The sequence below is a fragment of the Rhizobium sp. KNZ14-9A genome, assembly GCF_056755015.1.
The window spans coordinates 2,540,995-2,554,370 of record NZ_JBPGXB010000002.1; the positions used below are offsets into that span (position 1 = coordinate 2,540,995).

Genomic DNA, 13,376 nt, shown 5'->3' on the forward strand with positions numbered 1-13,376 from the left:
GAGTCGCCGCGGGCTGCGTGTCCCGCAAGTGACAGTCAGGATATTTCTCCTCAGCGGACCCCGCCGACTGTGGAGAAGTCGAAGAACGTGCACAGCGCTGCTAATTTGACGACCGCTTGAAAGCAGTTACTGCGCGAGACTTGATTTTATGCGGCCCGCCCTGCAAATCCGAGTTTTGGAAAAAGACAGTACGGATGACGATGAACGAAGCTGCACGAAAGATTGCCGCCGTTGCTCCTGCAGAGCAGCACTATCGCGAAGCGCCGAACAACATCGAGGCCGAACAGGCGCTGCTCGGCGCCATCCTGATGAACAACGACGCCTATTACCGGGTGTCCGACTTCCTCAAGCCCACGCATCTTTACGAGCCGCTGCACCGGAAGATCTTCGAAGTCGCCGGCGACATCATTCGCATGGGCAAGATCGCCAATCCGGTCACGGTCAAGACCTTCCTGCCGGCCGACGAAAAGGTCGGCGACATCACCGTTTCTCAATATCTCGCCAGTCTCGTCACCGGTGCCGTGACGATCATCAACGCCGAGGACTATGGCCGGGCGATCTATGACCTGGCGATCCGCCGCGCGCTGATCACCATTGGCGAAGATGTCGTCAATATCGCCTATGACGCGCCGCTCGACATGCCGCCGCAGGCGCAGATCGAGGATACCGAACGCCGTCTTTTCGAGCTTGCCGAAAACGGCCGCTACGATGGCGGCTTCCAGGCTTTCAACGATGCCGTGGCGCTCGCCATCGACATGGCGGCCGTTGCCAAGGAACGCGACGGTGGCCTCTCCGGCATTTCCACCGGCATCCATTCGCTCGATTCCAAGATGGGCGGCTTGCAGCGATCGGACTTGATCGTGCTTGCAGGACGTCCCGGCATGGGCAAGACCTCGCTTGCCACCAACATCGCCTATAACATCGCTGCCGCCTACGAAGGCGAAGTGCAGTCCGATGGCAGCATGAAGGCGAAGAACGGCGGCGTCGTCGGCTTCTACTCGCTCGAAATGTCGTCCGAACAGCTCGCCACGCGTATCATCTCCGAGCAGACGGAAGTCTCCTCCTCGAAGATCCGCCGCGGCGACATCAACGATGCCGATTTCGAAAAGCTCGTCGCCTGCTCGATGATGATGCAGAAAGTGCCGCTCTTCATTGACCAGACCGGTGGTATTTCGATCGCCCAGCTCTCGGCGCGCGCCCGCCGTCTCAAGCGCCAGCGCGGCCTCGACGTGCTCGTTGTCGACTACGTGCAGCTGATGACCGGCTCCGGCAAATCCAACGAGAACCGCGTTCAGGAAATCACTCAGATCACCACGGGTCTCAAGGCGCTCGGCAAGGAACTGAACGTGCCGATCATCGCGCTGTCGCAGCTCTCGCGTGCCGTCGAAAGCCGCGAAGACAAGCGCCCGCAGCTTTCCGACCTTCGCGAATCCGGCTCGATCGAGCAGGACGCCGACGTCGTGCTCTTCGTGTTCCGCGAGGAATATTACGTGAAGAACATGGAACCGCGCGATATCCACGATCCGAAATATCCGGAATGGGAAGCACTGTTCGACAAGGTGAAGGGAACGGCAGACGTCATCATCGCCAAGCAGCGTCACGGACCGACCGGCACGGTGAAGCTCGCCTTCCAGTCGGAATTCACGCGCTTCGCCGATCTCGCCGATCCGTCCTTCACACAGTATGAGGAACATTGACGCGGGCTTTCCGCGTCAACTTCTTCTAAAGTCCTGCAGCTCGCAGCAAAGCCACTGTTGCAACGCCGACAACAACGCTCGCCAGCATCGGCAAGCGGGTGGCGGCGATTGCGGTGACCACACATGCCAGCGTCTCCGCCCAGCCGGTCGCAAAAGCGGTCGGGGCAATGACAGCCATCAGCACGGCCGGTGGGATGGCTTCGATTGCCGTTCTCCTGTTCTCGTCAATTTCCACATAGCGGATCAGCACGAGGCCACTGATGCGGGTGAAGATCGTCGCGGCAGCCATGGCGAGAATGGCGAGCAGTGTGCTGAGATCGAGCGTCATGCCGCCTGCTCCCTTACCTTGCCTCTCCAGAGAGCCATTGCCAGCCCCGCCAGCGCGCCGGCTGCGATATACCAGACACCTGGCACAAACTGATGGACCGCAACGGCCGCAATCCCGCTTGCGGCGAGAACGGCGCCGGTTTCCGGTCCCTTCCAGAAGCCCATTACCAGCACGATGAAGACGGCCGGAAAGGCGAAGTCGAGCCCAATGACGGTGGGATCGCCGAGAAAGGCGCCGAGCAGCGCACCTGCAAGCGATGAGCCGACCCAGGTGAGGTAGAAGGGCATGACGATGCCTGCATACCAGGCCGGGGTCAGACGCGTGCTGCCGGCGCGGAATTCCGCCATGGCCCAGAGCTCATCGGCGAGGAAGAGCATGGCGATATAACGCTTGATGCCGGAGAAGGACTGCATCTTCGTGCCGATCGAGGCGCTCATCAGCACGTGGCGGATATTGACGAGCGGGGCCGCGAAACCGACACCGATCCAGCTTGCCGGATGCGTCCAGATATCCATCGCCACGAATTGCGAGCCGCCGGCAAAGACGAGCGCGCTCATCAACGTCGTTTCCAGGGCCGAGAGACCCTTGGTCGCCGAAACTGCGCCGAAGACTAGCCCAATCGGCAGGACCGCGACGATCAATGGGAAAATGGCTCGCATTCCGGCAAGAAATTCGCCGGCCGGCCGGCTTTGCTGCAACATTGGCAATCTCCGCATCAAGATGGCGGAGAAGTAGCCGAACAATGGAAGCCTGTATTGAACGAAAGTGATCAGGCGACGCGGAACTGGCCGGGGGTGACGCCGGTGCGCGATTTGAAGTGGCGGGTGAAATGCGCCTGATCGGCAAAGCCGCATTCAACGGCGACATCGGCCGGCATGCAGCCCTCCCTCAGCAACCGACGAGCGACGAGCACGCGCCGATCGGTCAGGAAGGCATGCGGGGTGATATAATATTCCCTGCGGAAGGCGCGGATCAGATGGGCGCGGCTTAGCCCTGCCACCTTGGCCAGTTCCTCAAGGCCGACATCGCTGTCGAAATTCTCGGTGAGGTAATCGCGGGCGCGGGCGACAGCGCTGCGCTCCTTGGTGTCGACGGGCAGGACGATCGTGCTGCCATAGCGGGCGAAGATCGCAGCCAGCACCGAGAACATGCTTTCATCGGATTCCAGCGCGCCCGCTCCACTTTCAAGCGTGCGGTGGGCAGTGTGGAAAGCTTTTGCAAGTTGCGGATCGCGCGGCAGCGCTCCCGCAAAGGACGGTGTTGCGTTGAAGGCCTTGCCGGTGACATCCTCCAGTATGTCGATGAAGAGCTTCGTATCCGGGTAGATCATCCGGTAGCGATACCCCTCGCCGCCGGGAGTGCCATCGTGCACCACACCGGGGTCGATCAGATAGAGGTCGCCCGGACCGGTCTCTTCCCTCCTGCCGCGCACGGTGGCGATCTGGCTGCCGCTTTCGATCGCGCCAATGCTGAAGGTGTCGTGGGCATGCGGGGCATATTCATGTGTCAGGAAGCAGGCACTCAGGCACTCCATGTCGTGAAAGCGGCTATCCCGCCAGAAGCGGGCCGATTCCACCTTGGCGAGCGGCATGGCGTCTGCCGCCTCTTTCTGCGAAACGTTCTGCATCCCGCCAGATTAGCGCGCTGGCCGCTCTGCGTCTTGAACAAAAGTGATCGCATGTGGGAAAGGCTGGTATGTGACCGCGCGTGCTTTCTCTTTGCCACAATGCTCTCTAGAGTACTGGCAGCATTTTTCTTTCCCTTTTATCGCGGCGATTCATGACTGATTTTTCTATCCCCTTCGAAGATGACGACCTTTTCGCTTCTGCCGGCCTGCGGCTGACCGTCGATCTGACGGCGCTGGCCGAGAACTGGCGGGATATGGCGCGCCGTTCCGGAAAGGCGCGCACGGCCGCTGTCGTCAAGGCGGATGCCTATGGGATGGGGATCGAGGATGCCGGCGAAGCGCTCTATCTTGCCGGCGCGAGGGATTTCTTCGTCGCCACAGTCGATGAAGGTGTCACGCTGCGCATGTTTGCGCCTGAGGCACGCATCTTCGTGCTTGCCGGCATCTGGCCGGGCACCGAGCGGCGTTTCTTCGAAAACGATCTTGTGCCGATCATCTCCTCGGAAGAGCAGCTTGCCTTCTGGATGGCGGTGCTTGCCGATTATGGCGACTATCCGTGCGCGCTGCATGTCGATACCGGATTCAACAGGCTCGGCCTGACGGTGGATGAGGCGATTGCGCTCGCCAACGACGTGTCACGGCCGGCGAGTTTCGCTCCCGTTCTCGTCATGAGCCATCTTGCCTGCGGCGACGATCAGTCTTCTGCGATGAACAAGCAGCAGCTTGAATCATTCCGCACGGTTAGCGCCGCCTATGAAGGTATCGATTCAAGCCTTGCTGCCTCCGGCGGCATCTTCCTGGGGGATGATTATCACTTCGATCTCACCCGGCCGGGCATCGCGCTCTATGGCGGCCAGGCCGTCAATGGTATCGCAAACCCGATGCGGCCGGTGGCAACTGCCGAGGCGCGCATCATACAGATCCGCGCGGTCAAGGCCGGCGAATCCGTCAGCTATGGGCGGGCGCTGCAACTGACTCGCGACAGCCGGCTGGCGATCGTCTCGGCCGGCTATGCCGATGGCTATATGCGCAGCCAGTCGAGTGGCGGCGTGCCGCTGCGCGAGGTCGTGCCGCAGGGTGGACAGGGTTTCGTTGCCGGCCAGAAGGTGCCGGTCGCCGGTCGTATCACCATGGACCAGACGATCTTCGACGTGACCGACCTGCCGGAGGGCGCAGTGCGTGCCGGCGACTATATCGAACTCTTCGGCAAGAATGTCCTCGTCGACGATGCGGCGAAGGCGGCGGGTACGATCGGCTATGAGATGCTGACCAGCATCGGCCTGCGCCACGAGCGCAAGTACGAAATGGACGAGGAATAGTCTCTAGCGTGTCGTGAGTGCGAGGCGGACACCAAGCGCCACGAAGAGCGCGCCGAGACCGCGGTCGAGCCACAGGCCGATTTTCGTATTGTTCTTGAAGAGATCGGCAAGGCGGCCTCCGGCCAGGATCAGTGGCGGCTCGATGAAAAACGCCACCACAATGATCAGGCCACCGTGAACGGCAAGCTGCAGCCATGCAGGACCTGCGCCCTCGACGACGAATTGCGGCAGGAAGGCGAGGAAGAAGATCGCTACCTTCGGATTGAGAAGCGAGACGAGCACGCCCTGCCGGTAGATGCGCCGCCAGCCGAGCGTTTCGCCCGCCGCCCGCACGAAGCCGCCCTCGCCTTTCGAGCGCAGCGCCTGGATGCCGAGCCAGACGAGATAGATCGCGCCCACCCATTTGACGGTGGAGAAGGCGACTGCCGAGGCGGCAAGGATCGCCGACAGGCCGAAGGCGGCGAGAAGCACATGGATGCAGGCACCCGTCCAGATGCCGAAGACGGCCGAGAAGCCGGCCCGTGTGCCGCTCTTCATCGTGTGGCCGAGGATGAAGGCCATGTCAGGACCGGGCGAGATGTTCAAAAGAACCGCCGCGGAAGAAACCGATCCAGTGAGCGAGCGAATAATCGAGCATGATGCACTCCGTGACAGACTGGCAATGCTGCCAGCCCGGTCGCTGATAGGAAAATCATTAGTTTTGATCGATGCCGGAAGCCATTATCTAGGGCAAAACTCCGATTCGGGCGCTTGCCGCGCCCCCTTACCCGAAAGCAGTCATTGATGGCCAAGGCCAGAACACAATTCATCTGCCAGAGTTGCGGCGCGGTGCATAATCGCTGGGCCGGCAAATGCGAAAATTGCGGCGAGTGGAACACCATCGTCGAGGAAGATCCAATGGGCGGTATCGGCGGCGGCCCTGCCAAGACGCCGAAGAAGGGCCGGCCGGTCGCATTGACGGCTCTCTCCGGTGAGATCGAGGAAGCGCCGCGCATCCAAACTGGTATTTCCGAACTCGACCGAGTGACCGGCGGCGGCTTCGTGCGCGGTTCTGCCGTGCTCGTCGGCGGCGATCCCGGCATCGGCAAGTCGACGCTGCTGATGCAGGGAGCTGCGGCGCTTTCGCGTCGCGGGCACCGGATCATCTACGTCTCCGGCGAAGAGGCGGTGGCGCAGGTGCGGCTGCGCGCACAGCGCCTCCATGCCGCCGATACGGATGTGTTGCTGGCGGCGGAAACCAATGTCGAGGACATTCTTGCCACGCTGGCGGAGGGCAAACGCCCTGATCTCGTCATCATCGATTCCATCCAGACGCTCTGGAGCGAGCTTGCCGAATCTGCGCCGGGCACAGTCACCCAAGTGCGTACCGGCGTGCAGTCGATGATCCGCTTTGCCAAGCAGACGGGTGCGGCCATGGTGCTCGTCGGCCATGTGACCAAGGATGGGCAGATCGCCGGCCCGCGTGTCGTCGAGCATATGGTCGATGCCGTGCTCTATTTCGAGGGCGACCGCGGACATCACTATCGCATCCTGCGCACCGTGAAGAACCGCTTCGGACCGACCGACGAGATCGGCGTTTTCGAAATGTCGGACAAGGGCCTGCGCGAGGTCGCCAACCCATCCGAACTCTTTCTCGGCGAGCGCAATTCGAAATCGCCGGGTGCTGCAGTCTTTGCCGGCATGGAAGGCACGCGGCCCGTACTCGTCGAAGTGCAGGCGCTGGTCGCCCCCACTTCGCTCGGCACGCCGCGGCGCGCGGTCGTCGGCTGGGACTCTGCCCGCCTGTCGATGATCCTTGCGGTTCTGGAGGCCCATTGCGGCGTTCGGCTCGGCCAGCATGACGTCTATCTCAACATCGCCGGCGGCTTTCGCATCAGTGAGCCGGCGGCCGATCTTGCGGTCGCATCGGCCCTTGTTTCCTCGCTTGCCGGTATTGCCCTTCCGGCCGATTGCGTCTATTTCGGCGAAGTCAGCCTGTCGGGCGCTGTCCGGCCTGTTGCGCAAACCGCCCAGCGCCTTAAAGAAGCCGAAAAGCTGGGGTTTTCGGCGGCTCTGCTACCGTCCGGTTCCGTCGACCTGCCGAAGGGTAACGGCCGCTGGAGCGAGATCGAGAGCCTGCCGGATCTGATCGCGCGCATTGCTGGCTCGAAAGGGGCGTTGCAGCGTGTGGAAGAAGACGTTTGATCCTTCATCACCGATAGCGGGAATGCTATAGGATCAGCCAAACAAGGCGCGACGCGGCCCGCAAGGCGGCAGTCTGGAGTGGAATTTATATGCCCATTACGATTTTCGACGGTATTGTCATCGGCGTCGTGCTCTTCTCCGCCGTTCTGGCAATGGTCCGCGGCTTTTCGCGCGAAGTCCTTTCGATCGCGAGCTGGGGCGGCTCAGCCGCCGCCGCCTACTACCTCTACCCCTATCTCGTGCCTTATGCGAAGCGATACACGGACGATGACCGCATCGCGATCGTTGGTTCGGCCGCCGTCGTCTTCCTCATCGCGCTGATCGTCATCTCCTTTATCACCATGAAGGTCGCCGATTTCATCATCGACAGCCGCATCGGCGCGCTCGACCGCACTTTGGGCTTCCTCTTCGGTGCTGCGCGCGGCATACTTCTGCTCGTCGTCGCCGTTGCCTTCTGGAACTGGCTGGTCGATGCCGATCATCGCCCGTCCTGGGTCAATAATGCCAAATCGAAGCCGTTCCTGGATTCTCTCGTCGTTCGCCTGCAGGCTGTCCTGCCGGATGAATTCGCGCAGATGATCCAGAAGAGCATCACCGAGAAGCTTGGTGGCGCGCGCACGACCGAAGAAAATGCGCCGGCCAACGATCAGGCTCCGGCAGAAGACGCAGCACCCGCGCCTAACAATGGCGCACAGCAGCCATCGAATTGACGCAGTGTTCACTAGCTTGACCCGCGGCCTGGCAATTGCCATTTGAGCGGGACGTAAGATCAAAGGTCCGGCCGGGCATTTCGCTCTGCCGGGCCTCAGCCGTTTCAGAGCCGGTGAACGGGCTTTGAGGCAGTGTTATTCAGCATGAACTTATCGGAAAGCAGCATTTTTTCCGGTATCATGCTACTGGAAAAGCCGATCCATTCTTGTGAGAGCAGAGGCCCGCAGAAATGAACCAGTCCCATTCCTTCCCGATTGACGATCCGCTCGACGGAGATACGCTGCATGAGGAATGCGGCGTTTTCGGAATTCTGGGACATCCTGATGCGGCAGCGCTGACTGCGCTCGGCCTGCATGCGCTTCAGCATCGCGGGCAGGAAGCAGCCGGTATCGTCTCCTTCGACGGCAAGCGCTTCCATCAGGAACGCCATATGGGCCTCGTCGGCGACCACTATACCAACCCGGCAACACTCGCCCGCCTTCCCGGTACCATATCGATCGGCCACACGCGCTATTCGACGACGGGCGAAGTGGCGATGCGCAATGTGCAGCCGCTCTTTGCCGAACTGGAAGAAGGCGGTATCGCCGTTGCCCATAACGGCAATTTCACCAATGGCCTGACACTCCGCCGCCAGATCATCGCCACCGGCGCCATCTGTCAGTCGACGTCGGATACCGAAGTCGTCCTTCACCTCATCGCCCGCTCCCGCCACGCTTCCACGTCCGACCGCTTCATCGACGCCATCCGCCAGATGGAAGGCGGCTATTCGATGCTCGCCATGACGCGCACCAAGCTGATCGCGGCGCGCGACCCGACCGGCATTCGCCCGCTCGTCATGGGCGAACTCGATGGCAAGCCGATCTTCTGCTCGGAAACCTGCGCCCTCGACATTATCGGCGCCAAGTTTATTCGTGACGTGGAAAACGGCGAAGTCGTCATCTGCGAAATCCAGCCTGACGGCTCGATCAGCATCGACGCCCGCAAGCCCAGCAAGCCGCTGCCCGAGCGCCTCTGCCTGTTCGAATATGTCTATTTCGCCCGTCCGGATTCGGTCGTCGGCGGCCGCAACGTCTATACGACGCGCAAGGCCATGGGCATGAACCTTGCCAAGGAAGCCCATGTGGATGCCGATGTCATCGTACCGGTTCCGGACGGCGGCACGCCAGCGGCCCTCGGCTATGCGCAGCAGAGCGGCATTCCCTTCGAATACGGCATCATCCGCAACCATTATGTCGGCCGCACCTTCATCGAGCCGACGCAGCAGATCCGCGCCTTCGGCGTGAAACTGAAACATTCCGCCAACCGGGCGATGATCGAAGGCAAGCGTGTGGTGCTGGTGGACGATTCCATCGTGCGCGGCACGACCTCGCTGAAGATCGTGCAGATGATCCGTGAAGCAGGCGCCAAGGAAGTGCATATCCGCGTTGCGAGCCCGATGATCTTCTTTCCGGATTTCTACGGTATCGATACGCCTGACGCCGATAAGCTCTTGGCAAACCAGTATGCCGATGTCGAAACCATGGCCAAATATATCGGCGCGGATTCGCTGGCCTTCCTGTCGATCAACGGCCTCTATCGCGCCGTCGGCGGCGAAGACCGCAACAACGCCCGCCCGCAGTTCACCGACCACTATTTCACCGGTGACTATCCGACCCGCCTGCTCGACAAGAACGGCGAGTCCATGGGCAACAAGATTTCCATGCTTGCCAGCAACGGCTGAGCCGCTTCGACTTTGACTTTCCTATCTGGGGCGCCTATTGCGCCCCTTACCTTTTCAAGCGCATCGGGAACCGGGGCAGATGAACATCAATCTTGAAGGCAAGATCGCGCTGGTCACAGGCGCATCGCGCGGCATCGGCTATTTCACGGCACTCGAACTCGCCAAGGCAGGTGCGCACGTAATTGCCTGCGCCCGCACCGTTGGCGGCTTGGAAGAGCTCGACGATGCCATCAAGGCCGCGGGCGGTTCCGCGACGCTGGTTCCCTTCGATCTCGCCGACATGGAAGCGATCGACCGCCTCGGCGGCTCGATCTTCGAGCGCTGGGGCAAGCTCGACATTCTCGTCGCCAATGCCGGCGTGCTCGGCGTCATCTCGCCGATCGGCCATATCGAGGCGAAGGTCTTCGAGAAGGTCATGAACATCAACGTGAATGCCACCTGGCGTCTCATCCGCTCGGTCGATCCGCTGTTGACCCGCTCGGATGCCGGCCGCGCCGTCATCATGTCCTCGGGCGCCGCCCATAAATGCCGGCCCTTCTGGAGCGCCTATTCCGCCTCCAAGGCCGCTGTCGAAGCATTGGCGCGCACCTGGGCCGGCGAGACGCAATCGACGCCGCTGCGTATCACCAGCGTCGATCCGGGTGCCACGCGCACCGCCATGCGCGCGCAGGCGGTTCCGGGTGAAGACCCGATGAGCCTGCCGCATCCTTCCGAGGTGGCGAAAGCAATCCTTCCCTTGCTCGGCCCCGGCGTGACCGAGACCGGTAAGCTGTTCATCGTACGCGAGAACAAGCTGGTGGATTACCAGCTGCCGGAATAGCCGGACGCTTCAATTCGCTGCAGCAGTCGCGAACAGATGAGCGAAACCGGTCTCCGACGCGCACAACGCGTTACGATCGACCGGTCCCTGGATACCGTCCAAGGTGCCGTTATCGGCGAATTGCCAGATTGACCAGTGACTGCATTCTTCCTGCCTAGGTTCCTTGAAGACGCTTCGAAGCCACAGGTAATGGTCGGGGAACCGTGATTCATTGCCTTTCAGATATTGATCAAAGAAATCCTGAGTAACGTAAAAAATGGGCTTCTCCGGAAAGGTGCCTTTCAACTCGACGAAGAACGCGTTCACCTCGGCAGCCATTTCCTCGATCGTTGGAATCTTGTTGCAGTTGCCGACAAACTCCAGATCGACTGCAATGGGTAAAGTCCCCGGCTCCTTTGACACCGTCGCCAGGACATTCTGCGCCTGATCCTTGCCCGGGCGACAGAAGGTGAAGAAATGATACGCACCCCTTACCAGTCCGGCATCCCCGGCACGCTGCCAATTCTCGGCAAATTTGGAATCCCGGTGATCTCCGCCTTCGGTCGCCTTCATGATCGCAAAACGTACATTCGCCTGCGACGCGACAGTCTTCCAATCGATATCGCCTTGATGGTGGCTGACATCGATACCCTGGATCGGATAGCGGCTTAGAGACGGATTGTTGAAGCGAAGCATACCGAAATCATAGGCGAAATATGCGGCGGACGCGATTGTCAGAATTGCGGTCGCTCCTATTGTCCATCGTGCCGCCCTCCTCACCCAATCCCCCTATTTTCACCGGTTTCGCAATTGGCTATGCAAGATTTGCGTCTTGAAAATGACCAAAAATCTTAAAGCAAGCACGCCTCCTTTACTGGATGTTCATCGCTGCCATCGATTCACGAGATGGATAGCTCCGGTTGCCCGCGGGATCGTTGCTCGCCCTCTTGACCAAACGTCGATCCCACGCCATAAAACGCGTCATGAAAACGGTTACCTGCATTATTTGCCGGAAGATTATTCGCTAGCCCAAAGCTGGCCTGGCCGTTTTCGTCTCCCAAATGTCCAAGATGCGAAACGCCCCGGCCTGCCGGTGGTGGTATTTTTCTGCATATGCATTTTAGGAGAGTGAAATGGGCGGCACGCCGGAACTGAAGCTGTACAATACGCTGACGCGGGAGAAATCGGTCTTCAAGCCGATCGATGCCAAAAACGTCCGCATGTATGTGTGCGGCCCGACGGTCTATGATTACGCCCATATCGGCAATGCGCGACCGGTCATCGTCTTCGACGTGCTGTTCCGCCTGTTGCGCCATGTCTATGGCGAAAGCCACGTCACTTATGCCCGCAACATCACCGATGTCGACGACAAGATCAACGCGCGGGCGCTGCGCGACTATCCGGGCTTGCCGCTGAATGCGGCGATCCGGGCGGTCACGGAAAAGACCGAAAAGCAGTATCTTGACGATGCCTTGGCACTCGGCTCGCTCGAGCCGACGGTGCAGCCGCGCGCCACCGACAATATCGCTGAGATGATCGAGATCATCGAACGGCTGATTGCGCGCGGCCATGCCTATCAGGCATCAGGCGAGGTACTATTCGACACCAAGTCGATGGCCGATTACGGCCAGCTTTCGAAGCGCAATCTCGATGAGCAGCAGGCGGGCGCCCGCGTTGCCGTCGATGCTCACAAGAAGAGCCCCGGCGACTTCGTGCTCTGGAAACTGTCCGACGAGAACGAGCCCGGCTGGGAAAGCCCGTGGGGTCGAGGCCGCCCGGGCTGGCATATCGAGTGCTCGGCCATGAGCGGGCGCTATCTCGGCGACGTCTTCGATATCCATGGCGGCGGTCTGGACCTGATCTTCCCGCATCATGAAAACGAGATCGCCCAGTCGCGTTGCGCCCATGGGACGACCGTGATGGCGAATGTCTGGATGCATAACGGCTTCCTGCAGGTCGAAGGCCGCAAGATGTCGAAATCCGAAGGCAATTTCGTCACCATCTACGAGTTGCTGCACACGGAGACATTCGCCGGCCGTCAGTGGCCGGGCGAAGTGCTGCGCCTTGCGATGCTGATGACGCATTACCGCGAGCCGATCGACTTCTCGGTCAAGCGGCTGGAGGAAGCCGAGCGGTTGCTTGCCAAATGGCCGGCGGCCGAACCCGGCGATGCCAAGCCGGATGAGACCGTGCTGAATGCACTCGCCGACGATCTCAATACGGTCGCGGCAGTGCAGGCGCTGCATGCGCTCGCCCAATCTGGAGACCCTGCGGTCTTCGCCGCCAGTGCGGCTCTGCTCGGCGTGCTGCCGAAGAAGACCGAGATCGACGAGGCGGTGGCCGCGGAAATCGATGCACGGGTCAAGGCGCGGCTGGAGCTCTTGAAGGCGAAGAATTTCGCGGAGGCCGACAAGATCCGCGACACCCTCGCCGCCGAGGGTATCCAGCTCAAGGATGGCAAGAATGCCGAAACAGGCGAGCGGGTGACGACGTGGGAGGTGAAGAAATGAACACCTATACCGGCGGATGCCAATGCGGAGCCGTCCGTTTCCGGGCGCGCGGCACCCCTCATCACGCTTCCATCTGTCATTGCCGCATGTGCCAGAAGGCGTTCGGCGCCTATTATGCGCCGCTGGTGTCCGTACGGAAGATGGAATTCGAGTGGACCAGGGGGCGGCGGAAGACCTTCCGGTCCTCGAATTTCGTCAACCGCGGTTTCTGTGGTGATTGCGGCACGCCGCTGACTTATGAAGCGCCTGACGGTATGGCGGTTGCGGCTGGCGCGTTTGACGATCCCTCGGCTTTTCCGCCGAGCATGCAATGGGGCGTAGAGGCCAAGATCGGCTTCGTCGACCACCTGCATGAACTGCCGGGAGCACGAAGCGAGGACGATCTCGAGGCGGACTCTTTCCTTCACCAGATCGTCTCCTATCAGCATCCGGACCATGATACGCCGGTCTGGCCACCGGAGGATCCCGCTTGACGGCAAAG

Annotated in this window: 12 protein-coding genes and 1 pseudogene; 8 read left to right on the forward strand and 5 right to left on the reverse strand. The window is 60.8% G+C overall.

Going from position 1 to position 13,376, the window contains the following annotated elements; all coding sequences use genetic code 11:
* Window positions 1-200: 200 nt before the first annotated feature.
* Window positions 201-1,697, forward strand: a complete 1,497-nt coding sequence (locus tag ACR9ZQ_RS19340; protein ID WP_007820234.1) for a replicative DNA helicase — start codon at window positions 201-203, stop codon at window positions 1,695-1,697.
* Window positions 1,698-1,722: 25 nt separating this feature from the next.
* Here the strand turns inward: ACR9ZQ_RS19340 and ACR9ZQ_RS19345 are convergent, their stop codons facing one another.
* The 3 genes from ACR9ZQ_RS19345 to ACR9ZQ_RS19355 all read right to left on the reverse strand — a co-directional run bounded on the left by ACR9ZQ_RS19345 (window position 1,723) and on the right by ACR9ZQ_RS19355 (window position 3,616).
* Window positions 1,723-2,025: an AzlD family protein gene (locus tag ACR9ZQ_RS19345; RefSeq protein ID WP_310382843.1), complete on the reverse strand. Its 303-nt coding sequence runs from the start codon at window positions 2,023-2,025 to the stop codon at window positions 1,723-1,725.
* On the reverse strand, window positions 2,022-2,726 hold the full coding sequence (locus ACR9ZQ_RS19350; protein WP_481428572.1) for an AzlC family ABC transporter permease: 705 nt from the start codon (window positions 2,724-2,726) through the stop codon (window positions 2,022-2,024). The genes ACR9ZQ_RS19345 and ACR9ZQ_RS19350 overlap by 4 nt, the downstream gene beginning before the upstream one ends.
* 68 nt (window positions 2,727-2,794) lie before the next feature.
* Window positions 2,795-3,616 (reverse strand): AraC family transcriptional regulator, encoded by an 822-nt coding sequence (locus tag ACR9ZQ_RS19355; protein ID WP_481429335.1) that lies wholly within the window; start codon window positions 3,614-3,616, stop codon window positions 2,795-2,797.
* Window positions 3,617-3,804: 188 nt separating this feature from the next.
* On the opposite strand from ACR9ZQ_RS19355, the gene alr reads away from it, so the two are divergent.
* Window positions 3,805-4,971, forward strand: coding sequence for an alanine racemase (gene alr / locus ACR9ZQ_RS19360; protein ID WP_310382841.1), 1,167 nt, complete (start codon window positions 3,805-3,807; stop codon window positions 4,969-4,971).
* Between the two features lie 3 nt (window positions 4,972-4,974).
* On the opposite strand, the pseudogene ACR9ZQ_RS19365 reads toward alr, so the two are convergent.
* Window positions 4,975-5,608 (reverse strand): annotated as a pseudogene (locus tag ACR9ZQ_RS19365) (LysE family translocator).
* Window positions 5,609-5,754: 146 nt separating this feature from the next.
* Here ACR9ZQ_RS19365 and radA point away from each other — a divergent pair.
* The 4 genes from radA to ACR9ZQ_RS19385 all read left to right on the forward strand — a co-directional run bounded on the left by radA (window position 5,755) and on the right by ACR9ZQ_RS19385 (window position 10,406).
* A complete protein-coding gene (gene radA, locus ACR9ZQ_RS19370) occupies window positions 5,755-7,155 on the forward strand; it encodes a DNA repair protein RadA (protein WP_481428573.1) in 1,401 nt (466 codons plus the stop codon).
* A gap of 89 nt (window positions 7,156-7,244) precedes the next feature.
* Window positions 7,245-7,865 carry a CvpA family protein gene (locus ACR9ZQ_RS19375; protein WP_007820211.1) on the forward strand — a complete coding sequence of 207 codons (621 nt, stop codon included), beginning with the start codon at window positions 7,245-7,247 and terminating at the stop codon, window positions 7,863-7,865.
* Between the two features lie 230 nt (window positions 7,866-8,095).
* Window positions 8,096-9,586, forward strand: a complete 1,491-nt coding sequence (gene purF, locus ACR9ZQ_RS19380; protein ID WP_481428574.1) for an amidophosphoribosyltransferase — start codon at window positions 8,096-8,098, stop codon at window positions 9,584-9,586.
* 79 nt (window positions 9,587-9,665) lie between these two features.
* Window positions 9,666-10,406, forward strand: coding sequence for an SDR family NAD(P)-dependent oxidoreductase (locus ACR9ZQ_RS19385; protein WP_310382837.1), 741 nt, complete (start codon window positions 9,666-9,668; stop codon window positions 10,404-10,406).
* A 9-nt stretch (window positions 10,407-10,415) separates the two neighbouring features.
* On the opposite strand, the gene ACR9ZQ_RS19390 is transcribed toward ACR9ZQ_RS19385, so the two are convergent.
* Complete coding sequence (locus ACR9ZQ_RS19390; RefSeq protein WP_481428575.1) at window positions 10,416-11,165, reverse strand: glycoside hydrolase family 25 protein; 750 nt, start codon at window positions 11,163-11,165, stop codon at window positions 10,416-10,418.
* 353 nt (window positions 11,166-11,518) lie between these two features.
* On the opposite strand from ACR9ZQ_RS19390, the gene cysS reads away from it, so the two are divergent.
* Both cysS and ACR9ZQ_RS19400 read left to right on the forward strand, forming a co-directional pair.
* Entirely contained in the window at window positions 11,519-12,895 is a 1,377-nt protein-coding gene (cysS, locus tag ACR9ZQ_RS19395; RefSeq protein ID WP_481428576.1) for a cysteine--tRNA ligase, read from the forward strand.
* Complete coding sequence (locus ACR9ZQ_RS19400; RefSeq protein WP_481428577.1) at window positions 12,892-13,368, forward strand: GFA family protein; 477 nt, start codon at window positions 12,892-12,894, stop codon at window positions 13,366-13,368. The genes cysS and ACR9ZQ_RS19400 overlap by 4 nt, the downstream gene beginning before the upstream one ends.
* The last annotated feature ends 8 nt before the right edge of the window (window positions 13,369-13,376 follow it).

Excerpts from the sequence above, each read along its gene's own strand:
- ACR9ZQ_RS19340 (WP_007820234.1), top strand. The coding sequence starts at position 201 with ATGAACGAAGCTGCACGAAAGATTGCCGCCGTTGCTCCTGCAGAGCAG.
- ACR9ZQ_RS19345 (WP_310382843.1), bottom strand. The coding sequence starts at position 2,025 with ATGACGCTCGATCTCAGCACACTGCTCGCCATTCTCGCCATGGCTGCC.
- ACR9ZQ_RS19350 (WP_481428572.1), bottom strand. The coding sequence starts at position 2,726 with ATGTTGCAGCAAAGCCGGCCGGCCGGCGAATTTCTTGCCGGAATGCGA.
- ACR9ZQ_RS19355 (WP_481429335.1), bottom strand. The coding sequence starts at position 3,616 with ATGCCGCTCGCCAAGGTGGAATCGGCCCGCTTCTGGCGGGATAGCCGC.
- alr (WP_310382841.1), top strand. The coding sequence starts at position 3,805 with ATGACTGATTTTTCTATCCCCTTCGAAGATGACGACCTTTTCGCTTCT.
- radA (WP_481428573.1), top strand. The coding sequence starts at position 5,755 with ATGGCCAAGGCCAGAACACAATTCATCTGCCAGAGTTGCGGCGCGGTG.
- ACR9ZQ_RS19375 (WP_007820211.1), top strand. The coding sequence starts at position 7,245 with ATGCCCATTACGATTTTCGACGGTATTGTCATCGGCGTCGTGCTCTTC.
- purF (WP_481428574.1), top strand. The coding sequence starts at position 8,096 with ATGAACCAGTCCCATTCCTTCCCGATTGACGATCCGCTCGACGGAGAT.
- ACR9ZQ_RS19385 (WP_310382837.1), top strand. The coding sequence starts at position 9,666 with ATGAACATCAATCTTGAAGGCAAGATCGCGCTGGTCACAGGCGCATCG.
- cysS (WP_481428576.1), top strand. The coding sequence starts at position 11,519 with ATGGGCGGCACGCCGGAACTGAAGCTGTACAATACGCTGACGCGGGAG.
- ACR9ZQ_RS19400 (WP_481428577.1), top strand. The coding sequence starts at position 12,892 with ATGAACACCTATACCGGCGGATGCCAATGCGGAGCCGTCCGTTTCCGG.